This is a genomic window from Citrobacter sp. Cb028 (assembly GCF_030336705.1).
Classification (GTDB): domain Bacteria; phylum Pseudomonadota; class Gammaproteobacteria; order Enterobacterales; family Enterobacteriaceae; genus Citrobacter; species Citrobacter braakii.
On sequence record NZ_JAOWCZ010000034.1, the window covers coordinates 1,647,114 to 1,672,344 of the forward strand.

22 protein-coding genes, 2 tRNA genes and 1 other RNA gene are annotated in these 25,231 nt (G+C 51.4%); 11 read left to right on the forward strand and 14 right to left on the reverse strand.

Annotation, left to right across the window (positions count from 1 at the left end; genetic code table 11):
- Positions 1-62 precede the first annotated feature (62 nt).
- Positions 63-680, reverse strand: coding sequence for a thymidine kinase (tdk, locus tag OGV75_RS17555; protein WP_019076935.1), 618 nt, complete (start codon positions 678-680; stop codon positions 63-65).
- A 623-nt stretch (positions 681-1,303) separates the two neighbouring features.
- On the opposite strand from tdk, the gene hns reads away from it, so the two are divergent.
- Positions 1,304-1,717, forward strand: a complete 414-nt coding sequence (gene hns, locus OGV75_RS17560; protein ID WP_003020723.1) for a histone-like nucleoid-structuring protein H-NS — start codon at positions 1,304-1,306, stop codon at positions 1,715-1,717.
- Positions 1,718-1,854: 137 nt separating this feature from the next.
- Here the strand turns inward: hns and galU are convergent, their stop codons facing one another.
- The 3 genes from galU to rssA form a co-directional block, all read right to left on the reverse strand.
- On the reverse strand, positions 1,855-2,763 hold the full coding sequence (gene galU, locus OGV75_RS17565) for a UTP--glucose-1-phosphate uridylyltransferase GalU (RefSeq protein WP_016153274.1): 909 nt from the start codon (positions 2,761-2,763) through the stop codon (positions 1,855-1,857).
- Positions 2,764-2,967: 204 nt separating this feature from the next.
- Positions 2,968-3,981: a two-component system response regulator RssB gene (rssB, locus tag OGV75_RS17570; RefSeq protein ID WP_016153275.1), complete on the reverse strand. Its 1,014-nt coding sequence runs from the start codon at positions 3,979-3,981 to the stop codon at positions 2,968-2,970.
- A 90-nt stretch (positions 3,982-4,071) separates the two neighbouring features.
- Positions 4,072-4,983 carry a patatin-like phospholipase RssA gene (gene rssA, locus OGV75_RS17575; protein WP_016156731.1) on the reverse strand — a complete coding sequence of 304 codons (912 nt, stop codon included), beginning with the start codon at positions 4,981-4,983 and terminating at the stop codon, positions 4,072-4,074.
- Positions 4,984-5,094: 111 nt separating this feature from the next.
- Here rssA and OGV75_RS17580 point away from each other — a divergent pair, with 111 nt between their 5' ends.
- From OGV75_RS17580 to OGV75_RS17600, 5 genes are all read left to right on the forward strand, one after another.
- Positions 5,095-5,550 (forward strand): YchJ family protein, encoded by a 456-nt coding sequence (locus tag OGV75_RS17580; protein WP_029139563.1) that lies wholly within the window; start codon positions 5,095-5,097, stop codon positions 5,548-5,550.
- Between the two features lie 55 nt (positions 5,551-5,605).
- The gene (gene purU, locus OGV75_RS17585) at positions 5,606-6,448 is read left to right on the forward strand and encodes a formyltetrahydrofolate deformylase (RefSeq protein WP_016153278.1); all 843 of its coding nucleotides are present in this window, start codon (positions 5,606-5,608) and stop codon (positions 6,446-6,448) included.
- Between the two features lie 156 nt (positions 6,449-6,604).
- Positions 6,605-6,689: transfer RNA gene (locus tag OGV75_RS17590), tRNA-Tyr, on the forward strand.
- Between the two features lie 36 nt (positions 6,690-6,725).
- A tRNA-Tyr gene (locus OGV75_RS17595) sits at positions 6,726-6,810 on the forward strand.
- A 44-nt stretch (positions 6,811-6,854) separates the two neighbouring features.
- Positions 6,855-6,986, forward strand: a non-coding RNA gene (locus OGV75_RS17600) — RtT sRNA.
- A 166-nt stretch (positions 6,987-7,152) separates the two neighbouring features.
- Here OGV75_RS17600 and narI read toward each other — a convergent pair.
- The 5 genes from narI to OGV75_RS17625 all read right to left on the reverse strand — a co-directional run bounded on the left by narI (position 7,153) and on the right by OGV75_RS17625 (position 15,602).
- Positions 7,153-7,830 (reverse strand): respiratory nitrate reductase subunit gamma, encoded by a 678-nt coding sequence (gene narI, locus OGV75_RS17605; protein ID WP_016153281.1) that lies wholly within the window; start codon positions 7,828-7,830, stop codon positions 7,153-7,155.
- Positions 7,830-8,540, reverse strand: a complete 711-nt coding sequence (gene narJ, locus OGV75_RS17610; protein ID WP_016153282.1) for a nitrate reductase molybdenum cofactor assembly chaperone — start codon at positions 8,538-8,540, stop codon at positions 7,830-7,832. Before narJ ends, narI begins: the two co-directional genes overlap by 1 nt.
- Complete coding sequence (gene narH / locus OGV75_RS17615) at positions 8,537-10,075, reverse strand: nitrate reductase subunit beta (RefSeq protein WP_286480963.1); 1,539 nt, start codon at positions 10,073-10,075, stop codon at positions 8,537-8,539. Before narH ends, narJ begins: the two co-directional genes overlap by 4 nt.
- A complete protein-coding gene (locus OGV75_RS17620; RefSeq protein ID WP_047358964.1) occupies positions 10,072-13,815 on the reverse strand; it encodes a nitrate reductase subunit alpha in 3,744 nt (1,247 codons plus the stop codon). The genes narH and OGV75_RS17620 overlap by 4 nt, the downstream gene beginning before the upstream one ends.
- 395 nt (positions 13,816-14,210) lie before the next feature.
- Positions 14,211-15,602 carry a NarK family nitrate/nitrite MFS transporter gene (locus tag OGV75_RS17625; protein ID WP_016153284.1) on the reverse strand — a complete coding sequence of 464 codons (1,392 nt, stop codon included), beginning with the start codon at positions 15,600-15,602 and terminating at the stop codon, positions 14,211-14,213.
- A gap of 340 nt (positions 15,603-15,942) precedes the next feature.
- Here OGV75_RS17625 and narX point away from each other — a divergent pair, with 340 nt between their 5' ends.
- Both narX and narL read left to right on the forward strand, forming a co-directional pair.
- A complete protein-coding gene (gene narX / locus OGV75_RS17630; protein ID WP_016156734.1) occupies positions 15,943-17,739 on the forward strand; it encodes a nitrate/nitrite two-component system sensor histidine kinase NarX in 1,797 nt (598 codons plus the stop codon).
- Complete coding sequence (narL, locus tag OGV75_RS17635; protein ID WP_003020756.1) at positions 17,732-18,382, forward strand: two-component system response regulator NarL; 651 nt, start codon at positions 17,732-17,734, stop codon at positions 18,380-18,382. Before narX ends, narL begins: the two co-directional genes overlap by 8 nt.
- Positions 18,383-18,403: 21 nt before the next feature.
- On the opposite strand, the gene OGV75_RS17640 is transcribed toward narL, so the two are convergent.
- Positions 18,404-19,789 (reverse strand): YchO/YchP family invasin, encoded by a 1,386-nt coding sequence (locus OGV75_RS17640; protein ID WP_286480964.1) that lies wholly within the window; start codon positions 19,787-19,789, stop codon positions 18,404-18,406.
- Between the two features lie 175 nt (positions 19,790-19,964).
- Between OGV75_RS17640 and OGV75_RS17645 the strand changes: the two genes are divergently transcribed.
- Both OGV75_RS17645 and OGV75_RS17650 read left to right on the forward strand, forming a co-directional pair.
- On the forward strand, positions 19,965-20,318 hold the full coding sequence (locus OGV75_RS17645; protein WP_049042858.1) for a DsrE/DsrF/TusD sulfur relay family protein: 354 nt from the start codon (positions 19,965-19,967) through the stop codon (positions 20,316-20,318).
- A 262-nt stretch (positions 20,319-20,580) separates the two neighbouring features.
- Positions 20,581-20,826, forward strand: a complete 246-nt coding sequence (locus OGV75_RS17650) for a DUF1883 domain-containing protein (protein ID WP_286480965.1) — start codon at positions 20,581-20,583, stop codon at positions 20,824-20,826.
- A 54-nt stretch (positions 20,827-20,880) separates the two neighbouring features.
- On the opposite strand, the gene OGV75_RS17655 is transcribed toward OGV75_RS17650, so the two are convergent.
- Positions 20,881-21,576, reverse strand: a complete 696-nt coding sequence (locus tag OGV75_RS17655) for a gamma-glutamylcyclotransferase (protein ID WP_016156738.1) — start codon at positions 21,574-21,576, stop codon at positions 20,881-20,883.
- Between the two features lie 196 nt (positions 21,577-21,772).
- Positions 21,773-22,003, reverse strand: coding sequence for a putative cation transport regulator ChaB (gene chaB / locus OGV75_RS17660; RefSeq protein WP_016153288.1), 231 nt, complete (start codon positions 22,001-22,003; stop codon positions 21,773-21,775).
- Positions 22,004-22,278: 275 nt separating this feature from the next.
- Here chaB and chaA point away from each other — a divergent pair, with 275 nt between their 5' ends.
- Positions 22,279-23,379: a sodium-potassium/proton antiporter ChaA gene (gene chaA, locus OGV75_RS17665; RefSeq protein WP_049269389.1), complete on the forward strand. Its 1,101-nt coding sequence runs from the start codon at positions 22,279-22,281 to the stop codon at positions 23,377-23,379.
- Positions 23,380-23,531: 152 nt separating this feature from the next.
- On the opposite strand, the gene kdsA is transcribed toward chaA, so the two are convergent.
- Positions 23,532-24,386 carry a 3-deoxy-8-phosphooctulonate synthase gene (kdsA, locus tag OGV75_RS17670; protein WP_016156739.1) on the reverse strand — a complete coding sequence of 285 codons (855 nt, stop codon included), beginning with the start codon at positions 24,384-24,386 and terminating at the stop codon, positions 23,532-23,534.
- 35 nt (positions 24,387-24,421) lie between these two features.
- Positions 24,422-25,231: an invasion regulator SirB1 gene (gene sirB1 / locus OGV75_RS17675; protein WP_003020775.1), complete on the reverse strand. Its 810-nt coding sequence runs from the start codon at positions 25,229-25,231 to the stop codon at positions 24,422-24,424.

Sequence of the window (25,231 nt, forward strand, 5' to 3'; positions counted from 1 at the left end):
AGCGAACATTAGCGAATGTCACAGCCTACCCTGTGCTAATAAGCGCCCAGAAGCGCGTAGAGTTAATCGTGGTTGTGTCGTTCTTGTATCGCCGTCAGAGAGCCCTCAGACTGTGCTTGCTTATAATGTTTACGGCATACCGATACATAGCGTTCGTTCCCGCCAATCACCACCTGTTCGCCCTCGTTATAAGGTCGTCCTGCCTGATCAAGACGCAACACCATGCTGGCCTTACGCCCACAGAAACAAATGGTTTTTAATTCAACCAGTTTATCTGACCATGCCAACAGGTATTCGCTGCCGCCAAATAACTCACCACGAAAATCGGTACGCAAGCCGTAGCACAACACGGGAATATCCAGTTGATCGACAACTTCAGATAATTCATAAACCTGCTGTCGAGTCAGAAACTGCGACTCATCAACCAGTACACAGTGAATTCTTTGCTGCTCATTCTCAGCCCGAATCTCTTCGAACAATGATGAATTTTGGTTAAACAATTTTGCAGGTGACGACAGACCTATACGCGAACTTACTTTTCCAGCACCAAAGCGGTCATCAATTTCCGCTGTATATACCACGGCACGCATCCCACGTTCCTGATAATTGTACGAAGATTGCAGCAATGCAGTCGACTTACCGGCATTCATTGCAGAATAGTAAAAATATAGCTGTGCCATTGACCGTAGGCCCTCACCCGGGGAAATAAATATGGGCAGGATTGTACCATATTTCACGAACGTGTCGGTGTAGCGTTGCCTGCATAGGCGTATAAATAGGCGTTCAGACTCGCTCAGTGTCGCCTAAATAACCGATCCTTTAAGTGACACGGGAGCGTGAGTACACTCCAGCCATGGCCCAGGTAGCCTGAAACTCGATGGGTATATACACACTCTTTCACAAATAGTGCTCATGAAATTTATCCATACCTCTTATCTTCTTACGGCAATAAAGAAACCCTTCCCTTATTGTTATTGAATCTACCCACTGTCGCCATGTATTAGCGAATTCATGTAAGCAAAACTAATACAAAAGGTTGAAATCACTGCAAAGAGATACTATTTGAACACCATAAAATGTGACCTGAATCTTGAATTTTTACTCTCAGCCGCTGAGAAGCCCCCTCACCAATAAGCCTTTTTTATGCCCAACGTCGCGGTGAATTTAAGACAGATGAATTAATTCTGATACTAAATAAAGCGCAATTTTGAATTCCTTACATTCCTGGCTATTGCACAACTGAATTTATCGCTCTATTATTAGCTCAACAAACCACCCCCAATATAAGTTTGAGATTACTACAATGAGCGAAGCACTTAAAATTCTGAACAACATCCGTACTCTTCGTGCGCAGGCAAGAGAATGTACTCTGGAAACGCTTGAAGAAATGCTGGAAAAATTAGAAGTTGTTGTTAGCGAGCGCCGTGAAGAAGAAAGCGCTGCAGCTGCTGAAGTTGAAGAACGTACTCGTAAACTGCAACAATATCGTGAAATGCTGATCGCTGATGGCATTGACCCGAACGAACTGCTGAATAGCATGGCTGCTGTTAAATCTGGCACCAAAGCTAAACGCGCTGCACGTCCGGCGAAATATAGCTATGTTGACGAAAACGGTGAAACTAAAACCTGGACTGGTCAGGGTCGTACACCGGCAGTGATCAAAAAAGCGATGGAAGAACAAGGTAAACAACTGGACGATTTCTTAATCAAAGAATAATTCAGAAATAGTTTGCTTAAAATCCCGCCAGTGGCGGGATTTTTTTTACCTGTACTTCGCACAGTCCCTACCCAGTTCAGGTATAAAAAAACGGTGCTGGATTAACAGCACCGTTCAGACCTGATAATACCAGCAGGTTACTTCTTAATACCCATCTCATCTTCCAGCCAGGCTTTAAATTCAGCGCCGAGAGTATTATGGCGAATACCATATTCAACGAACGCCTGCATATAGCCCAGCTTATTACCACAGTCATGGCTTTTGCCCTTCATGTGATAAGCTTCAACCGTTTCTTTTTCAATCAGCATATCGATAGCATCAGTCAGCTGAATTTCGTCACCGGCTCCCGGAGGCGTTTTTGCCAGCAGGGGCCAGATATCCGCGCTAAGGACGTAACGCCCCACGACGGCCAGATTAGATGGCGCCACATTCGCTTTCGGCTTTTCAACAACGCCAACCATCGGTACGCTTTCGCCCGGCGCTAATTCAACGCCTTTACAATCAACAACACCATAAGCGGTAACATCTTCTACCGGCTCAACCATAATCTGGCTGCTGCCTGTTTCATCGAAACGATGAATCATTTCGGCAAGGTTGTCGCGTGATAAATCAGATTCGTATTCGTCAAGAATGACGTCCGGCAAGATAACCGCAACGGGCTCATCGCCAACCACCGGGTGCGCGCACAATACCGCGTGGCCCAGACCTTTGGCCAGTCCCTGACGCACCTGCATAATAGTGACATGTGGCGGACAAATAGATTGCACTTCTTCCAGAAGCTGGCGTTTTACACGTTTTTCCAGCATAGCTTCAAGTTCAAAGCTGGTATCGAAGTGGTTTTCAATCGAATTTTTAGACGAGTGAGTTACAAGTACAATTTCAGTGATGCCCGCAGCAATACATTCGTTTACGACGTACTGAATTAATGGCTTATCAACCAACGGTAGCATCTCTTTCGGGATTGCTTTCGTAGCCGGTAACATCCTGGTTCCTAATCCCGCAACCGGGATAACGGCCTTTTTGACTTTTGAATTAAGGGCAGCCATTTAAAACTCTCCTGGACTGTTCATGTATTGAACGTGTTCATCAATCTGTATCGCATCCAAGTATATCAGTACCGCGACAAGCTTCTGGTCTGAAAAGGACGCGCGTCGGTATAATTAAGATAAATACGAATAAATCTGGCGCTGATAGTAGCACTCACAGCATGAGTGGAGTGAGTCAATTTCATTCTCACTCCACTCGGTTGTTCATTCTGCAGACAACATCAGGCGCAGCCGACCACCGGCCCCCCAAATTTGGCATTGCCAGGATTCGCAACGTTGGCTCAGTTGATTAAGATACGCATTCCCTAAGGTTCCCAACGGAACACCATTGCTGATTTGTACATTGTGGGAACCTGTATTTAATGTCGCATTCAGCCCTGCTGATACCAGAATCAGGTTTTTTAATCCGCTGTGGTAATAACCCACCAGCAGAGGGAATTGTCCGGGCAAATTAGCCTGGCGCAATAAATGGTTAACCTGTTTCAATAACGCACCGAGCTCCGGCAAACGTTGATTTTGATGCGCGAGCTGTTCCTGCAGCAAACCGTTAAATAGCGCCCGCAGTAACAATGCTGCCAGAACACCATTATCCCCTGCCCGCGTCACATCCAGACAATAAAACGCAAGGTCATGGTCCGATAGCGGTGCAATATCCAGTACCAGCCCCGGCTGATCGGCAGCCACCAATTGACGATAGTTGATCCGACATCGTGAAATAACTTGCGACACAGGAGGCTGTAATTCTTGCAACAGCTTCGCTGCAGCGGCGGGATCACCAACCATCGCATCCCAGTCGCGAAACAGCCGCTCTTCTTCTTCCACGCGTGAATTAAACATATTCGGATACAGACACGCAAAGACGGTTTCGCGCAGGCGGTTCAGGTCCTTTACCGGCTTTAGCAGCACATCATCCACACCCAATCGCAGTGCTTTGGCTATATCAGACATGTTTTCCGTCGCTGATATCACCAGGATTGGGGTCTGATCGCCACGATTACGCAGATACTCTACTAGCTTAAGGCCGTTCATACGTGGCATAGCCAGGTCGCAGATAATCAGGTCGGGGTTAAAGTGCCCGAGTAATTCAAGTGCTTCAAGTCCATCGCCAGCTACCGCCGTTGTCGCTCCCAAAGAGGAAAACCATGAGTCCATGAGTGAGCGAAATACCGGCTCATCCTCAACGATAAGAATCTGTTTTCCGACCAATGGCTGCGTCATATTCTCCCCCCTGACTGGCTTTAGTAAATAGTGGCATGCTATTGCTACTCACGCCTGTCAGAATTTGCTTAAGTGTTGATAAAAAATGCGTTAGATGTTGGTTTTCACCAGGGGTAGAAGCTCATCCATTTTCTTCTCGACCGCCAGTTGTCCAGCAGCAATTGCTGCGCTGGCGCGGTGAAAATCCAGCGTGGATATTTGCGGACAAAACGGCTGGATCAGGATATCTGGCGGGTCACCGGCCATGCGGTTACGTTTCAGACGGTTTTCCAGAACCTGAATAGAAGTCGTCATGATCTCCATCGCCGTCGGCGCGGTTACCGCACGCCTGGCCGTTATGTTGCTCAAGCGCTCTTTCAGTCGGGCACGCCATGAAAGCGCGTCGACATCATCACCCGTTTCGGCATCACTGCTGACGTTGAAGGAGAGTAAATCTTGCTGCATAAGATGCGCATCGTGTTGCAGATCAACGGCAATAACGATGTCAGCGCCCAGCGCGCGAGTTAAGGATACAGGAACGGGATTCACCACCGCGCCATCGACCAGCCAGTAACCATTATGCGCTACAGGGGACATCAGACCAGGAATACTGCAGGAGGCCCGAACAGCCAGGTGCAAATCACCTTCCGTGAACCAGAGCTCCCGACCCGTACTCAGATTAGTAGCCACAGTTGCGAAACGGCGAGTGCATTGCTCAATTGCTTCTACCGGCATGACATTACGGTACTGATTGAATACCCGTTCACCACGCAGTAAACCGCCCCTGCGCCACGAGAGATCCATCAGACGTAAGACATCCCAATAGCTGAAAGAACAAACCCATTGTTCGAGAGCAGGTAACTTATTGCATGCGTAGGCTGCACCAACCAGCGAACCAATGGAGCACCCTGCCACAATATCAACATCAATGCCCATATGCTTTAGGGCTTTAATAACGCCAATATGCGACCAACCTCGCGCCGCGCCGGAACCTAGCGCCAGCCCAATTTTTATTTTTCTCATTGTACGTACAAACTTCCCCTGGCTTGCAGACGTAGCAACATCGCTACCGCTCAGTTAACATAGTGCTACCCTGGCGTTTTTACGCCGTTTTTTTATTCCAGGGAGTACTTTGTGTCTCAGCTTTGTCCCTGTGGTAGCGCTGTCGAGTATAGCCTATGTTGCTACCGTTATGTGTCCGGCGCGCAAGTAGCACCTACGCCGTCACATCTCATGCGTTCTCGTTACTGTGCTTTTGTGATGAAAGACGCAGATTACCTTATCAAGACCTGGCATCCGGACTGTCATGCAGCCGAGTTTCGCGACGACATTATCGCAGGATTTAGCCACACCGAATGGCTCGGGCTGACCGTTTTTGAACAACAAACGGCAGACACAGAAAATATCGGCTATGTCAGCTTTGTTGCGCGATTTTCTGAACAAGGTAAAACAGGTGCAATTATCGAGCGCTCTCGTTTTTTAAAAGAAAACGGTCAGTGGTACTATATAGACGGTACACGCCCTCAAATTGGACGAAACGATACCTGCCCTTGTGGCTCCGGTAAAAAATTTAAAAAGTGCTGCGGCTAATCAACGCCCGACAGCATCAATTTTGCAAACATTCTCAACAGGATCACCGCTGCAAATGCATTCATTACAACGAAAAGTGCTGCGTACTATTTGTCCGGACCAAAAAGGTCTGATCGCGCGCATTACGAATATCTGTTACAAGCATGAACTGAACATCGTGCAGAACAATGAGTTCGTGGACCACCGGACCGGGCGCTTTTTTATGCGTACCGAACTGGAGGGTATTTTTAACGACGTCACGCTGCTTGCCGATCTGGATAGTGCCCTTCCAGATGGCTCCATTCGTGAATTAACACCAGCAGGACGCCGCCGTATCGTCATTTTGGTCACCAAGGAGGCACATTGTCTGGGTGACCTGTTAATGAAGGCCAATTATGGCGGGCTGGATGTTGAAATCGCCGCTGTGATCGGCAACCACGAGACGCTGCGACCTTTGGTTGAACGGTTTGATATCCCATTTGAGCTGGTCAGCCACGAAGGTTTAACGCGTGACGAACATGACCTGAAAATGGCCGACGCTATCGACGCGCACCAACCTGACTATGTCGTGCTGGCAAAATACATGCGCGTTCTGACGCCAACATTTGTTTCACGCTTCCCGAATAAGATTATCAATATTCACCATTCATTCCTGCCAGCGTTTATTGGCGCTCGCCCTTACCATCAGGCTTATGAGCGCGGTGTGAAGATCATCGGTGCGACAGCCCACTACGTGAATGATAACCTCGATGAAGGCCCAATCATTATGCAGGACGTAATTCATGTGGATCACACCTACACCGCGGAAGACATGATGCGTGCGGGCCGCGACGTTGAGAAAAATGTATTAAGCCGCGCGCTGTATCAGGTTCTGGCTCAACGCGTCTTTGTTTACGGTAACCGAACGATTATTCTGTAATCGATTGATAATTGAATTGGTTACCTTTACATCTTTACGCGTAAAAATCAGGCAACCAGTTCTTTTTTATCAACGGAATACTTTACAGGGGCGCATCATTTGATATGATGCGCCCCGCTTCCAACGGAAGCAGGCCAGTAACTAGCATTACCCCGTGGTGGGGTTCCCGAGCGGCCAAAGGGAGCAGACTGTAAATCTGCCGTCATCGACTTCGAAGGTTCGAATCCTTCCCCCACCACCATTCATTCCGATTGATTCATAAAATTAGTATACCCCTGGTGGGGTTCCCGAGCGGCCAAAGGGAGCAGACTGTAAATCTGCCGTCATCGACTTCGAAGGTTCGAATCCTTCCCCCACCACCATCACCTCATAAAGCACCTATATCAAATCCATCTGTTATGCCTCATATTCTGCCCAGACGGGAAGGATGAGAAGCTTCGACTAAGGTTCGATTCGAGCGTTAGCGAGAAAGCGTTGCCGCAGGCAACGACCCGAAGGGCGAAGCGCACCGCGCTGAGTAATCCTTCTCCCACCACCATCACCTCATAAAGCACCAGCATCCCATCCATCTGTAATGCCCCATACCCGACCCTCGATCAAGCCTCAATTCGGGTCGGCAATTTGCCTGATGCGCTATGCTTATCCGGCAATTAGTCGTAAAAAAACCCCGCCGGAGCAGGGTTTTGTCTTACACAGATAACCGATTAATGACGCGCACGAACAATCTGGTATTTGCGCGTCAGATATTCGACCGGAACGCTCCAGATGTGCACCAGACGCGAGAACGGGAACAACAGGAACAGCGTCATACCCAGGACCAGGTGCATACGGAAAATGAACGCGACGCCATCCAGATATTGAGATGCACCACCCTGGAAGGTCACCACTGTCTGCGCCCAGTTCACCAGCTTCATCATCTCGCTGCCGTCCATATGCTGGGCGGAGAACGGAATGGTCAGCAGGCCCAGCGCACACTGGATCACCAGCAGGGAGAGGATCAGAATGTCCGCTCCGGTAGTGGTCGCCCGCACACGTGGGCTGAACAGGCGGCGTTTCAGCAGCAGAACGCCGCCAATCAAACACATCACACCACTGGCACCACCCGCAAACATCGCCATCTTTTGTTTCACTTCAAGCGGCAGCCACGCTTCATACATCCAGTGTGGTGTCAGCATGCCAAGGAAGTGCCCGGCAAAAATCCCCAGGATCCCGATGTGGAACAGGTTTGACGCCAGGTTCATCCCTTTGCGATCCAGCATCTGACTGGAAGCCGCGCGCCAGGTATACTGCCCATAGTCATAACGCAGCCAACTGCCAATCAGAAAGACAGAACCCGCGATGTACGGATAGATGTCAAAGAAGAACGTATTCAGGAAGTGCATTATTGCTGTCCTCCGGTGGTGATATTCAGATACTGCGGCGCAACGGCCCCGGCAAAACGACGCTGGTGAGCGGAAATTTCCGACTCACCACACCCCTGATCGGCGAAGAATTTCACCTGCTCTTCTTCCCAGACCGCATCCAGGGCTTGTGGGGTATCGTCACGCGCTTCATCTGCAATTTTTTCAGCCACTTTATCGCTGTCGATAACGGTATTCGCCAGTTTTAACAGCAGATCGAACAGCACTGCATAACGGCTTTCACGCTGTTGCAAGCGAGCGCTGAGCAGCGCCAGAATCGGCGCGATATCCTGTAACCCCCCTAATGCTTCGCTTTTCGGCAACTGCGCAAGGTATTCCAGATACAGCGGCAGATGATCGGGAAGTTCGCGGCTGTCGAGCTGCAGACCGTGCTGTTCATACTGCGCCATCAGGTCAACCATAGCCTGACCACGATCGCGGGACTCGCCGTGTACATGTTCAAACAGCAACAACGAGGTGGCGCGGCCACGGTCAAACAGTTCGCTATAGCTTGCCTGCACATCCAGCATGTCCTGCGCGGTGAGATCGCGCAGGAAAATGCCCAGAGTCTGGGCATCCTCTTTATCCAGGTTCTCAGATGACGCGAGTGCATCGAAAAGTTCCTGCTGATGCTGCCACAAGGCAGCATCCGGGTACTCGAGCAGACGCGAAACAATGACAAGTTCAATCATTGGTGCGGCTCCGTTTTGCTGGTCACATCGACAGCGTCGATGCGGCGGCTGTTGAACAGATTGAATTTAGTATCAGAACCGTGGCAACCGTCACCGAAGGTAAAGCCACAACCGCTTTTCTCCGGGAACGCGTCACGCGCCAGTTCACGATGGCTGCTCGGTACCACGAAACGATCTTCGTAGTTAGCAATTGCCAGATAACGATACATTTCCTGTGCCTGCGCTTCGCTTAAGCCCACCTCTTCCAGCGCACGGGTATCAACTTTACCGTCAACGGTTTCCGCACGTTTGTAGTGACGCATCGCCAGCATACGTTTCAGCGCCAACAGTACCGGCTGAGTGTCGCCTGCGGTCAGCAGGTTCGCCAGGTACTGAACCGGGATACGCAGACTGTCAACGTCCGGCAGAATACCGTTGCTGCCCAGCTCGCCCGCATCGGCGGCAGACTGGATCGGTGACAAAGGCGGCACGTACCAGACCATCGGTAGCGTGCGGTATTCCGGATGCAGCGGCAGCGCCAGCTTCCAGTCCATCGCCATTTTGTAAACCGGCGACTGCTGTGCAGCATCAATGACGCTCAGCGGAATACCATCTTTCAGCGCTTGTTCAATAACAGCCGGATCGTTTGGATCGAGGAACACGTCCAGTTGACGCTGGTACAGATCTTTCTCGTGCTCCGTGCTTGCCGCACTTTCGATCGCATCTGCGTCATACAGCAGTACGCCGAGGTAACGAATACGGCCTACGCAGGTTTCGGAACAAACGGTCGGCTGACCGGCTTCGATACGCGGGTAGCAGAAAATGCACTTCTCAGATTTCCCGCTCTTCCAGTTGAAGTAGATCTTCTTATACGGGCAGCCAGTGATACACATACGCCAGCCGCGGCATTTCTCCTGGTCGATCAGCACGATGCCATCTTCTTCACGCTTGTAGATAGCGCCGCTTGGGCAGGTCGCCACGCACGCCGGGTTAAGGCAATGCTCACACAAACGCGGCAGATACATCATGAAGGTATTTTCGAACTGACCGTACATCGCCTTCTGCATGTTTTCGAAGTTTTGGTCTTTGGCGCGTTTTTCGAACTCGCCCCCCAGAATTTCTTCCCAGTTCGGACCGCTGGTGATTTTATCCATCCGCTGACCGGTGATCAGCGAACGCGGACGCGCAATCGGCTGCGCCTTACTGTCTGCTGGGGCGTTGTGCAACGTTTGGTAGTCAAAATCAAACGGCTCATAGTAATCATCCATGCCCGGCAGATGCGGGTTAGCAAAGATTTTACCCAGCAGCAATGCTTTGTTACCCATGCGCGGCTGCAGCTTGCCATTGATTTTACGGATCCAACCGCCCTTCCATTTTTCCTGGTTTTCCCAGTCGTTCGGGAAGCCAACGCCAGGCTTACTTTCGACGTTGTTGAACCAGGCGTACTCCATACCCTCACGGCTGGTCCAGACGTTTTTACAGGTCACTGAACAGGTGTGGCAGCCGATGCACTTATCGAGATTCAGCACCATGCCGACTTGTGAACGAATTTTCATTTTACGCTCTCCTGTACCTGGTCATTGCCTTCGCCATCCAACCAGTTAATGTTCTTCATCTTACGTACAACTACGAACTCATCGCGGTTTGAACCGACGGTACCGTAGTAGTTAAAGCCGTATGCCAGTTGCGCATAACCACCGATCATGTGAGTTGGTTTCGGCGTAATACGGGTTACCGAGTTGTGGATCCCGCCGCGCTGCTGGGTGATTTCAGAACCCGGCAGGTTAACAATACGTTCCTGCGCGTGGTACATCATGGTCATCCCGGCCGGCACACGCTGGCTGACAACTGCACGCGCCGTCAGCGCCCCGTTGCTGTTGAAGACTTCGATCCAGTCGTTATCTTCGATACCCAGATCCTTCGCATCAACTTCACTCATCCACACAATCGGACCACCGCGAGACAGCGTCAGCATCAGCAGGTTGTCGCTGTAGGTGGAGTGGATCCCCCATTTCTGGTGCGGCGTCAGGAAGTTGAGCGCTTTTTCCGGGTTACCGTTAGACTTCTCGCCGATCACCGCTTTCACCGAACGGGTGTCGATTGGCGGACGATACACCAGCAGGCTCTCACCGAAGTCACGCATCCACTGGTGATCCTGATACAACTGCTGGCGACCAGACAGCGTACGCCATGGGATCAGCTCATGAACGTTGGTATAACCGGCGTTATAAGACACATGTTCATCTTCCAGACCTGACCAGGTCGGACTGGAGATAATTTTGCGCGGCTGCGCCTGGATGTCGCGGAAACGAATTTTTTCGTCTTCTTTATTCAGCGCCAGATGCGTATGGTCACGACCGGTAAATTCACTCAGCGCCGCCCAGGCTTTAACGGCAACCTGACCGTTAGTTTCCGGAGCCAGCGTCAGGATCATCTCAGCAGCATCAATTGCGGTATCCAGCATCGGTTGGCCTTTCGCCGGACCGTCAGCCTTGGTGTAGTTGAGCTTACGCAGCAGATCCATTTCGCTCTGGGTGTTCCAGGCAATCCCTTTACCGCCGTTACCGATTTTTTCCATCAGCGGACCGATGGAGGTGAAACGCTCGTACGTTGCCGGATAATCACGCTCAACGGTCATGATGTGCGGTGCCGTAACACCTGGAATCAGGTCGCATTCCCCTTTTTTCCAGTCCTTCACGTCCAGCGGCTGCGCCAGTTCAGCGGCGGAGTCGTGCTGAATCGGCAGCGTAACGACGTCGGTTTCTTTACCGAGGTGGCCCACACAAACTTCAGAGAATTTCTTGGCGATGGCTTTATAGATTTCCCAGTCGCTCTTCGATTCCCAGGCCGGGTCAACGGCCGCAGACAGAGGATGAATAAACGGATGCATATCCGAGGTATTCATGTCGTCTTTTTCATACCAGGTAGCGGTCGGCAGCACGATATCGGAATACAGACAGGTACTCGACAGGCGGAAGTCCAGCGTAACGACCAGATCCAGTTTGCCGTCCAGTCCGTTATCCTGCCATTCCACTTCTTCTGGCTTCACGCCGCTCTGCTGGCCGAGATCTTTGCCCTGAATACCATGTTCAGTACCCAGCAGATACTTGAGCATGTACTCGTGGCCTTTACCGGAAGAACCGAGCAGGTTTGAACGCCAGATAAACAGGTTACGCGGATGGTTTTTACCGTTTTCCGGCTGCTCTGCCGCAAAGCGAATAGAACCTTCTTTCAGGGATTTAACGGTGTAGTCTACCGGCGTCATACCTGCTTTCTGCGCTTCTTTCGCGATATACAGCGGGTTAGTCCCTAACTGCGGCGCCGACGGTAACCAGCCCATACGTTCAGCGCGAACGTTAAAGTCAATCAAATGACCGCTATAGCGGGATTTGTCTGCCATTGGGGACAGCAGTTCCTGCGCAGTCACCGTCTCATAGCGCCATTGGCTGGAGTGGTTATAGAAGTAGGAGGTACTGTTCATATGACGAGGCGGACGCTGCCAGTCAAGAGCAAACGCCAGCGGCTGCCAGCCGGTTTGCGGACGCAGTTTTTCCTGCCCTACGTAGTGGGCCCAGCCGCCGCCGCTCTGGCCGATACAGCCACAGAACACCAGCATATTGATCAGGCCACGATAGTTCATATCGAGGTGGTACCAGTGGTTCAAACCGGCGCCGACGATAATCATCGAACGACCGTGCGTTTTATCTGCGTTATCCGCAAATTCACGGGCGATGCGTACAATCTGAGAACGTGATACGCCTGTAATTTTTTCTGCCCACGCTGGCGTGTACGCTTTCACGTCATCGTAACTGGTCGCGCAGTTTTCATCGTTCAGACCACGTTCCAGGCCGTAGTTGGCCATAGTCAGATCGTAAACGGTGGTCACCAGCGCCGTAGATCCATCGGCCAGTTGCAGGCGTTTAACGGGCAATTTATGCAGCAGAATGTTTTCCAGTTCGACTTTACTGAAGTGCTCGGTGCCTTCGCCACCAAAGTACGGGAAGCCCACTTCAGCGATATCATCCTGGCTACCCAGCAGGCTGAGCTGCAGTTCAGTTTCATCACCGGACGTGCCATCGCGCTGCTCAAGGTTCCATTTGCCTTTTTCGCCCCAACGGAAACCAATTGAACCGTTTGGCGCAACCATTTCGCCGTTGCTGTTAATAGCGACAGTTTTCCATTCCGGGTTATTTTCCTGGCCCAGAGAGTCAACCAGATCCGCAGCACGCAGCATACGACCAGCAGCATAGTAGCCGTCGCGCTCTTCGAGCATCACCAGCATTGGCATGTCGGTATAACGACGAACGTAGTCGGTGAAATATTGGCTCGGGTTATCGAGGTGGAACTCGCGCAGCATGACATGACCCATCGCCATTGCCATCGCCGCATCGGTTCCCTGCTTCGGAGCCAGCCACAGGTCGCACAGTTTGGCGATTTCTGCGTAGTCCGGGGTAATTGCTACTGTTTTGGTGCCTTTGTAACGAACTTCAGTAAAGAAGTGCGCATCCGGGGTACGGGTCTGCGGTACGTTAGAGCCCCATGCCAGAATGTAGCTGGAGTTATACCAGTCGGCAGATTCCGGTACGTCGGTCTGCTCGCCCCAGGTCTGCGGGGAAGCTGGCGGCAGGTCACAGTACCAGTCATAGAAGCTCAGGCAGGTCCCGCCAATCAGCGACATATAACGTGCGCCGGACGCATAAGAAACCATCGACATCGCGGGGATCGGCGAGAAGCCTGCGACGCGGTCAGGACCATAGGTTTTGATGGTGTAAACGTTAGATGCGGCAATCAGCTCATTCACTTCCTGCCAGGAAGAACGAACGAATCCACCACGACCACGCGCTTGTTTGAAGCTTTTTGCTTTATCGGCGTCTTCGATAATGGATGCCCATGCATCTACCGGATCGCTGTGCAGTCTTTTTGCTTCACGCCACATCTTCATCAGACGTTTACGCATCAGCGGGTATTTCAGACGGTTAGCGCTGTAGAGATACCATGAATAGCTTGCACCACGCGGGCAGCCGCGAGGCTCGTGGTTGGGCATATCTGGACGAGTGCGTGGGTAGTCAGTTTGCTGGGTTTCCCAGGTCACCAGACCATTTTTCACATAGATTTTCCAGCTGCATGAGCCAGTGCAGTTTACACCGTGGGTTGAACGCACGATTTTGTCATGCTGCCAACGCTGGCGGTATCCATCCTCCCAGTCCCTGTTGGTATTGAGAAGCTGGCCGTGCCCATCGGCAAAGGTTTCGCCCTTCTGCTTGAAGTAGCGAAACCGGTCCAGGAATTTACTCATCGGTTTTCTCCTGTAGGAGCCTGACGGCTCTCTGATAAATCGACATTGCTTGATTGAGAGCGAAGGTAACGCTCTGAAAGGGCGTGAGAATTGATAACGATCAAGGCAGGCAGGGATGAAAATTAAGGGTCGATTTTCACATACCCCCTTAGTGGGATATCGATAAATCAATCAACATATTGAATTTTATTGAGTTTTTTAAACTCACTTATCATACAAATGTTAAATTCTTTATAAGTGGGTATTAAGGGGTATCCCCCCTGTTTAGCATATTACGAGCACCGTTCTAACAGGCTGTTGTCGCGTCACAATATAAAAGTATGTTGTAACTAATGGCGGGCAAAAAAAAGCGCGGTCTAACACCGCGCAATGGATAATCAACAGTTACTACTTTTTTACTTTTTAGAATGACGTCCGTACACCGCCCAGGTGATAACCACACAGGCGACATAGAAGATCAGGAATACTTTCATCGCATCGACCGGAGAGCCAGTTAATGCCAGGGACGTACCGAATGCTTTCGGGATAAAGAAGCCACCGATCGCACCAATAGCTGAGATAAAACCCAGCGCCGCCGCGGTGTCGGTCGCCGCCTCGCGCATCGCTTTCTCTTCTGAACCGCCTTCAGCTTTCACTCTGTCCATCGTCAGCTTGCGAAAGATAACAGAGATCATCTGGAAGGTTGAACCACTCCCCAGACCAGCCGTCAGGAACAGCGCCAGGAATACCGCAAAGAAGGCGATAAAGTTGCCACCGACACCGTTTGATGGCAGCGTCAGGAACAGTAAGGCACTGAAAATAGCCATCAGCACGAAGTTCACCAGCGTTACGCGGGTCCCCCCCAGTCGGTCAGAGATTGCGCCGCCTGCTGAACGTGCCAGGGCGCCAATCAACGGTCCAAAGAAGGCGTAATGCAGGATCTGTACCTCAGGAAACTGCGTTTTTGACAGCATCGCGAAACCGGCAGAGAAACCGATAAATGAACCGAAGGTTGCCAGATACAGCAGGCTCATAATCCACAGGTGCCCGCGTTTCAGCACCGGCAATTGCTCTTTCAGCGAAGCTTTTGAGGTTGCCAGTTCATTCATACCAAACCATGCGGCCAGCGTTAATACAGCCAGGAACGGGACCCAAATCCATGCGGCGTTTGCCAGATACAGCTGCGTACCATCCGGTTGTTCAACACCCTGGCTGCCAAATGCGGCAAAGATTGACAGTGAAACCACCAGCGGAGCGACTAACTGCATCACGCTGACGCCCATGTTACCCAGACCACCGTTCAGACCCAGCGCGCCGCCCTGTTTCTGTTTTGGAAAGAAGAAGCTGATGTTTGCCATGCTGGAGGCAAAGTTCGCACCGGCAAAACCGCACAACAGCGAGATAATGATAAAGGTACTAAATGGCGTGGAGGTATCCTGCACCGCAAAACCTAACCATACGCAAGGAATGATCAGGATACCGGTGCTGAACGCCGTCCAGCGACGTCCACCAAACAGGGGGACCATAAAGGAGTACGGTACACGCAGCAGCGCGCCGGACACCGAAGGTAATGCCGTCAGCATGAACAGTTGTTCAGTGGTGAAATCAAATCCGACTTTCGGTAAGTTCACCGCCACGGCGCTAAATAACATCCACACGCAAAACGCCAGCAGCAAGCAAGGGACGGAAATCCACAGGTTACGGCTGGCGATTCGATGACCACGCTGCTGCCAGAAGGCGGGATCTTCCGGCCGCCATTCAGTAATTACAGCTCCAGATGCCCTTTCCGGGGCAGATGAGTGACTCATAGACACCTCTGATACTTGTTTCGATGCCTGCCACATTAGGGTTTACAGCTGGAGGTAAGTTGATATAAATCAAAGGAAAAGGTGTCATTATTGATGCCTGAAATTTATCATCATCCTAAATGAGTACATAACTTCGATAAAAAAGATGTGGTTTTTCACGCTTCTGTCGTCCCCTACTCCCCCTCGTTTAGGATCTCTCCCTCTGGCGGCAATTAAGGGGTAGCCCGTTTGAGGTATGGGTATACTCCAGTGTATCGCCGAGAATAACGCCACTGCCTGCAGCAGAATCGTCATTCAATAAGGTTTTCGGTTTTACGAAAACCCGAAGGAACAAGTCACCATGTTTAAACGTTGTCTTTCCCCGCTTACGCTGGTCAACCAGGTGGCGCTGATTGTTTTATTGTCTACTGCCATCGGCGTGGCGGGTATGGCAGTCTCTGGCTGGCTGGTTCAGGGCGTTCAGGGTAGCGCGCATGCAATCAACAAAGCGGGATCGCTACGCATGCAAAGCTATCGCCTGCTGGCGGCCATACCGCTGGACGCCAACGATCAACCATTGCTGGATGAAATGGAGCAAACGGCGTTTAGCCCGGAATTGACGCGTGCCGCGCAGCGTGACGGACAACAGGCGCAGTTAAAAGCCTTACAGGATTACTGGCACACCAAACTTGCACCGGGGCTTGCGCATGCGCAAACGCCCGATGCGGTAGCGCAGGATGTCAGGCGCTTTGTGGGCGGACTGGATAAGCTGGTCACCGCCTTTGACCATACCACCGAGTTACGCATTGAACGCGTCGTTCTGCTGCATCGCCTGATGGCCGTATTTATGGCGTTGCTGCTGGTCTTCACCATTATCTGGCTGCGCGTGCGCCTGTTACAGCCGTGGAAACAACTGCTGGCGATGGCGCGAGCCGTCAGTCAACGTGATTTTACCCAACGCGCACATATCAGTGGACGTAATGAGATGGCAGCGCTGGGCTCGGCGCTGAATAATATGTCGGAAGAACTGGCCGAAAGTTACGCGGTGCTGGAACAGCGGGTACAGGAGAAAACGGCGGGTCTGGAGCACAAAAATCAGATCCTCTCTTTCCTGTGGCAAGCCAACCGCCGCCTGCACTCTCAGGTGCCGTTGTGCGAACGCCTCTCTCCGGTACTGAACGGTCTGCAAAATTTGACCCTGCTGCATGATATTGAACTGCGGGTCTATGACCTGGAAGATGAAGATAATCATCAGGAATTTACCTGCCAGTCCAATGTCAGCTGTGATGAGAAAGGCTGCCATTTGTGTCCGCGCGGTACGCTACCCGCCATTGACGGCGGTATCACACTGAAATGGCGGCTAACCGACGCCCATACTCAGTATGGTATCCTGCTCGCGACTTTGCCGTACGGACGCCATCTCAGCCACGATCAGCAGCAACTGGTTGATACCCTGGTTGAGCAACTGACCGCAACGCTTGCACTCGACAGGCATCAGGAGCGTCAGCAGCAGTTGATCGTGATGGAAGAGCGTGCCACCATTGCGCGCGAACTTCATGATTCTATTGCACAATCGCTCTCCTGTATGAAGATGCAGGTGAGCTGTTTGCAGATGCAGGGCGATGCGCTTTCAGATAACTGCCGCGAGCTACTCAGTCAGATTCGTAACGAGCTAAACGCTTCCTGGGCGCAACTGCGCGAACTGTTAACGACCTTCCGTTTACAGCTGACGGAACCTGGATTGAGACCGGCGCTGGAAGCCAGCTGTCAGGAATACAGCGCGCGTTTTGGCTTTACGGTTAAGCTGGATTATCAGCTGCCACCGCGTCTGGTCCCTTCGCATCAGGCGATTCACCTGCTACAAATTGCGCGCGAAGCCCTGAGCAACGCCCTCAAACACTCTCAGGCCGATGAAGTAGTCGTGACGGTGGTGCAAAATGGTAAGCAGGTCAAACTAACAGTGCAAGATAACGGCTGCGGCGTACCGGAAAACGCCGAACGCAGTAACCACTACGGCATGATAATCATGCGCGACCGTGCGCAGAGCTTGCGCGGCGATTGCCGTGTACGCCGTCGCGAGACAGGCGGTACTGAAGTTGCTGTCACTTTTATTCCCGAAACAAACTTCACAGAAGTCCAAGGAGATACCCATGAGTAATCTGGAACCGGCAACCATCCTGTTGATCGACGATCATCCGATGCTGCGAACCGGTGTAAAACAGCTTGTCAGCATGGCGCCCGATATCACCGTTGTCGGCGAAGCCAGCAATGGTGAGCAGGGTATCGAGCTGGCAGAATCCCTTGATCCCGATCTGATCCTTCTTGATCTCAACATGCCCGGCATGAACGGTCTGGAAACACTCGACAAGCTGCGTGAGAAATCACTGTCAGGCCGTATCGTCGTGTTTAGCGTATCCAACCATGAAGAAGACGTGGTTACTGCACTGAAGCGCGGTGCCGACGGTTATCTACTGAAAGATATGGAGCCGGAAGATTTGCTGAAAGCATTGCAGCAAGCGGCTGCCGGTGAAATGGTGCTGAGCGAAGCCTTAACGCCGGTTCTGGCCGCCAGCCTACGCGCCAATCGTGCAACGTCCGACCGTGATGTTACCCAACTGACGCCGCGCGAACGCGATATTCTTAAGCTCATCGCCCAGGGCCTGCCTAACAAGATGATCGCCCGCCGCCTGGACATCACCGAAAGCACGGTAAAAGTTCACGTGAAGCATATGCTGAAGAAAATGAAGCTCAAATCACGTGTTGAAGCCGCGGTATGGGTGCACCAGGAACGTATTTTCTGATAACGCGCGCATGCGTCATTGTTAACGAGGATCATTTTCCGAAACGGTAGTAAACGGTTCGGTCAGTGATAGCGTGATCTCATTGGAAGAGACACGCTGGCCCTGCTCATCTTCTACCACCACAGACAACCGCCAGCGGTTCGTCGCACCTTCTCTGCTGTCCCACTTCGGCATAATAATCGTCCAGCCCTGCGCGCTTCGGTTATTGCTGCCAGCCGTTAAGCTCAACGCCTGAGGATCGCCCTGCCAAGTCAGGTGGCGGATCCCATGCAAACTACGCACCTGCAGCTTCAGCGCCACCGTCTCTCCCGGTTTGAGATCCCAGGGCGGCGTGGCCAAAAATACCGACAGCGTTTTACGCTGGCGATACTCCAGCGTCGGCAAATTGTTACGCTGCGGATCGTCATAACGACTGCCGCGCAGTGAACGGCTGTTCGCCACCTCACTGACCATCAACTGTTTTTTTAACGGCACGCCAAAACGGTAACTAAGCGTTAAGCCGAGGTTATTCTGGCTAATGCCGCTTTCACCCTGCTTATGCTGCGCTGTCACCGTGATTAGCGGCACCGGTGTATAGCTCAGCCCGAGGTTCACCGCCACCGGATTGTGATACCCGGTTCCCGAATGAAATAGATCCACCCGGTCGCCAAAATACTGTTCCACGCTGACGCTGGTATTGAGATGTTGATAGAACGGCATCCGCATTTGCGCGGTCAGATCGTAGCCGCGGGCCATCCGTTGTTGCTGGGTTGCAAAACGATCCTGCCAGGAAGACAACGGTTGATAATAGTTAGCGGATAAGCGCAAATATTCGCCCCATGCCTCCGCGCCGAGGCCTCCCCGGGGCAGATTTTCATCCAGTAAGTTGTCATAAAAGGTGTTGTAACCCAGTAACCAACCGTCGCGTACCCAACGTTGCCCAATCCCCGCATTACTGACTAAGCCGTCGTCCTGTTGCGTCACTCCTAGCTGGCTCCAGGTAAGATAACGTTGGTTGTCCTGCCACGGCACAAACCAGCTTCCCCGACTCCCGGTAAAACTGCCTTCGTTATCAACTTGCAACCCGATGCTGGCGTTTCCCCAGGGAGAGAGCCAGGATTCCAGTTGCTGATTCACCTGTTCGCTGACCGTATCTCGCACCTGGCCAAACGCGAACTGCTTCGCCTGTTCACCGGTATCAAGCCCGTTATCAGTCATGCTGGCTTCACCAAACGCTTTGACCATTTCGGCAAAATGCTTTTCGCCTGCCCGCGACTCCGGGGCCATGCCAAGATCGGGCAAGCCATCACTATTGTTATCGAAAGGGTTTTCAGCCTGGTGCACAAAGGACGACTGCACGTTAGCAGTACCGCCTGCCAGCGGCAAGAGTGCGAATACAGCAAGAGAAGAACAGATAATACGGCTCAAATCGTTAGTGGTTTCTTACATCAATTAGCCACAGTGGCATACTTATCTTAAACCATAACGTTTTCAGCGTTGATTTTCAGCCCCTCCCCCTTTTTTCGGCATTATCCTGGCATTGAGAAATAGGTGTAACATACGTGTCGGTTATTAACGCTTACATGCAGTAACAGGAGTAAAAATGCAAAAGATAGTGATCGTCGCGAACGGAGCGGCTTATGGAAGCGAATCGTTATTTAACAGCCTGCGTCTGGCTATCGCCCTGCGCGAACAGGAAGCCGCTCTCGACCTGCGTCTGTTTTTAATGTCTGACGCCGTAACCGCAGGATTACGTGGTCAGAAACCCGCGGAGGGCTACAATATTCAGCAAATGCTGGAGATCCTGACAGCGCAAAATGTTCCGGTAAAACTGTGCAAAACCTGCACCGATGGTCGTGGGATCACGGCGCTGCCGTTAATTGATGGAGTGGCCGTCGGCACGCTGGTAGAACTGGCTCAATGGACGCTGGCTGCAGATAAAGTGTTGACCTTCTGATATACCGTTTTCAGGCAAGCGCACTGAAAGTGTCGATAATTTCCGGATTTAATATTTGATGGGCGCGGTTTCGTTGAACGTTAGCACGCCCGTTCAACCCTTTTGAGGTGTTTTGTCACTTTTGTTTAATCGTTATGCCATTTTTTGATCAAAATCAGCATCCTGTTGCTCCCCCTTTGGTGTTATGCAATGAGTGAAATGTGAACAACATCACGCAGCACTTTCGACAGAAAGTACGTTGTTTTCAAGAACGGGGTGAAAAATGGCATTAGTGAAGGCAAGTTTAAAGTTATTTGGTGGCGATACGGTGGTTGTGCGCTGTTCCGAGCGCTGTCACATCCATCTGATGAGCGAAAAAAAACACGTCAAAGACACGCAGTCCGACATCTTAAGCGTGCAGGATCGTGATAATGCATGGTTGACCGTGCCCTATACCGGCGTCTGGAACGTGCTGATCGACAGCCACAGTCAGTCGCTTGAGCATTCGATAAGTTATATTGCAGCCTAAGCGTGACATGCCCGAAAAGCACCTGGCTTTCGGGCATACAATTCCACGCCGGGTTCAGGCAAACCCTGGCCGCATAACGCCTTCCGGCAGGTTCTCTCCCAACAATCGTTTGACCGTGATCACCAGATCATTAAGACAATCATCCTGCATCCCCAGCTTGACCAGCTCTTGTTCCAGCGAGAACAGATACTGGGCATTGGTGCCTAAAGGTCCGCTGGCCGCGGCAATAAGCGGCGCGATCACCTGCGCGCGCGTGTCTGACTCAAACAGCGGATGGCGCGGATCCATAATAAACACCAGCGCGTTCACCGTACGGCCGTCATCAAGCGCCAGCTGGCACCAGGTCGGCAGATAGCATCCGGTGATCATTTCTCGCTTCCACAACAGAGAAAGCTCTTGTTCCAGCGACGCGTCCGGCAAGCGGTAGGCCACACCGGTGGTACGTCCGCCCTCTTTCAGGGCCAGCATGCGGCCTGGCTGACACGCCGTTCCTCGCCCCGCCGTCAGGCGCAGACAAAATGCACGGTGCCAGCCGACTAATGTGCCGGTACAGGACTCTTCAAACTCTAAGGCCGGGTTCCACATCAACGATCCATAACCGAAGATCCACACCGGTCCATCATCTGGTCGACAAGCGAGCGTAGCGGCCAGTGAGGCTGCACGTTGTTCCGCTGACCAGAGTAGTGATTCTTCAATAGCACCAAATGCCGTCTTACAGTCGGCATTCAATAAAAAATCACGCGTTAACACCTTACACCTCCGCCACTGCTGCTTCCCTGCGACAACTTTTTTGACGCCTTCCGGGCTTTTTTACTGCTCATTTTGAAACCAATAGCTGGACAATAGGCAATTCACCGCTCGCTTGCAAGCCAGTAACCGCGCGGCGTAGCACGATTCGCTAACGCCTGATGCAAGCGAGTTTATAAAGGCATTATAATTGATACTGTTACGTCTTTTTATGCCATTTACCATCATCACCTTTTTGGTAATCATTTTTAACCGCGGCCCACGCGACCTTATGTGCAGTCTCTTCTCGGGTGGCATCGTCACGTCGATCAGATTTGTCTTTATACTGTTCCCAGGCGCTGTTGAAAGCTTCTTTATAAATGTCCTGAGCATGGGCTGGCAGAACGTGCTGCACGCTGTCAGGCAGATCGCTTTTAGATTTATAAGGCATTGTGAACTCCTCTTTTTAGGCTAAACCTTAAGTGTGGTTAACAATGCGGCGAGACGCCAATAATGGACATTTTTAGAAATTTTCTTTACCTAACCCTTTGTTAATTAAACAGTCTATAAACAAGAAATTGGTTTTTGGCCGCTTTGAGAGGGAAAACAGGTGATGTAGTAAAATTTCGTAAAATGTCACCTACAAAACCACGTTTTCTGTTATTTTTTACATTCTTTAATACTTTTTATAATTATAAATACCTGCAGAGATGGAGAATTAATGCAATGACACAAGCACATGAGGCGGTAAAAACCCGCCACAAGGAGACCTCTCTCGTCTTCCCGATTTTGGCGCTGGTAGTCCTGTTCTTCTGGGGGAGCAGTCAGTCACTACCAGTGGTCATCGGTATTAATGCGCTGGCCCTTATTGGTATATTAAGCAGCGCATTCAGCGTTGTCCGTCATGCGGACGTATTAGCGCATCGACTTGGCGAACCCTACGGGTCGCTGATCCTCAGTTTGTCCGTTGTTATTCTTGAAGTCAGCTTAATCTCCGCATTAATGGCAACCGGCGATGCCGCACCTACGCTCATGCGCGATACGCTGTATTCAATCATTATGATCGTAACCGGGGGTCTGGTCGGTTTTTCATTACTATTAGGTGGCCGTAAATTTGCCACTCAGTATATGAACCTATTTGGTATTAAGCAGTATTTAATCGCCCTGTTCCCACTGGCCATTATTGTACTGGTATTCCCGATGGCGTTGCCGGGGGCAAATTTCACTACCGCGCAGGCGCTGTTGGTGGCGTTAATTTCTGCGGCGATGTACGGCGTATTTTTGCTGATTCAAACTAAAACGCACCAAAGTCTGTTCATTTACGAGCATGAAGACGAGGGTGACGACGACGACCCGCATCACGGTAAGCCGTCAGCGCACAGCAATATGTGGCACGCCGCCTGGCTTATCATTCATCTGATCGCTGTTATCGCCGTGACCAAGATGAACGCCAGCCCGCTTGAGACCTTGCTGACTGAACTGAATGCGCCAGTCGCATTTACGGGTTTCCTGGTCGCGTTACTGATCCTCTCGCCTGAAGGACTGGGCGCACTGAAAGCGGTTCTGAGCAATCAGGTACAGCGGGCAATGAATTTATTCTTCGGTTCGGTATTAGCCACAATTTCGCTGACCGTACCGGTGGTGACGCTGATTGCATGGGCAACCGGGAATGATTTGATGTTTGCGCTGGGTGCGCCAGAGATGATTGTGATGGTTTCATCACTGGTTCTGTGTCAGATCTCTTTCTCCACCGGACGCACCAATGTGCTTAACGGTGCAGCGCATCTGGCACTGTTTATCGCCTATCTGATGACAATATTTGCCTGATTATTATTTTAGACGTACCCCACGGTCCTCTTCAGGGCCGTTTTCTTTTCTGTCGATATAACACAATCGATGGCGCGTCTGGTGCCTGACGGCGACCTTTATACCCTTTTCAAATAGCAGGCCGGAGGGAAATTCCGGCCTGTCACATTCTCTTAGTTCTCGGTATCCAGCTCGTCGAAGCTTTTCACCAGGTCATCAATCGCTTTAATCTGCGTCAGGAACTGTTCCAGCTTCGCCAGCGGCAGCGCGGATGGGCCATCGCATTTCGCATTGGCTGGATCCGGATGCGCTTCAATAAACAGACCTGCCAGACCAACCGCCATACCGGCACGCGCCAGTTCGGTAACCTGCGCACGACGACCGCCGCTTGCTGCGCCAAACGGATCGCGGCACTGCAGCGCATGGGTAACGTCAAAAATCACCGGTGAGTTGCCGGAGACTTTCTTCATCACGCTGAAGCCCAGCATGTCCACAACCAGGTTGTCATAACCAAAGTTCGCACCACGGTCGCACAGAATAACCTTATCGTTGCCGCCTTCATGGAATTTATCCACGATGTTGCCCATCTGAGCTGGGCTGATGAACTGCGGTTTCTTCACGTTGATTACGGCACCGGTTTTCGCCATCGCTTCCACCAGATCGGTCTGACGAGCAAGGAATGCCGGAAGCTGAATCACATCCACCACATCAGCAACAGGCTGTGCCTGGCTGGCTTCGTGAACGTCGGTGATCACTTTTACGCCAAAAGTCTGTTTCAGTTCTTGGAAGATTTTCATCCCTTCTTCAAGGCCCGGTCCACGGTAAGAGTGGATGGAAGAACGGTTGGCTTTATCAAAGGAGGCTTTAAACACGTAAGGGATACCCAGCTTTTGAGTAACGGTTACGTAGTGCTCACAAATGCGCATCGCCAGATCGCGGGATTCCAGCACGTTCATTCCGCCAAACAGCACGAACGGCAGGTCATTTGCCACGTTGATGTCGCCAATGCTAACCACTTTTTGTTTCATAGGATCGCCTTAAACGGTAGGTAAAGTGTGATTAATCAATGCAATACAATTTGTTTGTGCGAAATAGTATTAATTTGCGCACGAATCATTTCGCTGATCGGGTCTTCCGGACACTGTTCAACGAAATAACTTAAATCTGTCAGCGCAACATGTTCGCACTCGAGTTGCGCGTATATTAAACCACGATCGCGAATTTCATACGGATCTTCAGGATTAAACTGCAATAGTGCTTCACTGGCACGCAGCGCCAGCTCCATTTGCCGCTCTTCCATCAGTGATGATTTCAGCGTGTCGAGCAGTTTGCGGATCACTTCCGCGTTATCCGCCTCATCCAGGTCTTCGTTAAACAGCTCCGCGACCGGGCTGATGTTCCCCTTCAACCACACTTCCAGCGTGTGCTCATTTAACGTTTCGCCATTGAATGGATTGATTAGCCACATTTCACCATCGAGCGACTCAATACGAAGGATCAGTTGCGTCGGGAAAATCACCGGTACCAGCGGCAGCTCCAGTCTGTTGGCAATCCACAATAAGATCGCCCCCAGAGACACGGCGCTGCCCTGCCGATTTTTCAGTACCTGGTCAAGCCAGAGTGCATCAGAAAGACGATAGACGCCGTGGGTATCCGTAAATCCCCATTCGCCGTAAAAAAGTGCCAGCAGTTTTTCCAGTTGCTCATCCTGAGACAGGAGCTGGCTAATTTCTTCTTGCGCCAGACTGACCAGACGTTCCAGTTCGTCGTAGACAGTTTGTGTTGGAAAATCCAGACGGATAGACTCCGACGCCAGGATCATCCCATCACACAATGGCGCTTTATTAAATTCGAAATCAGCTAACGACCTCAT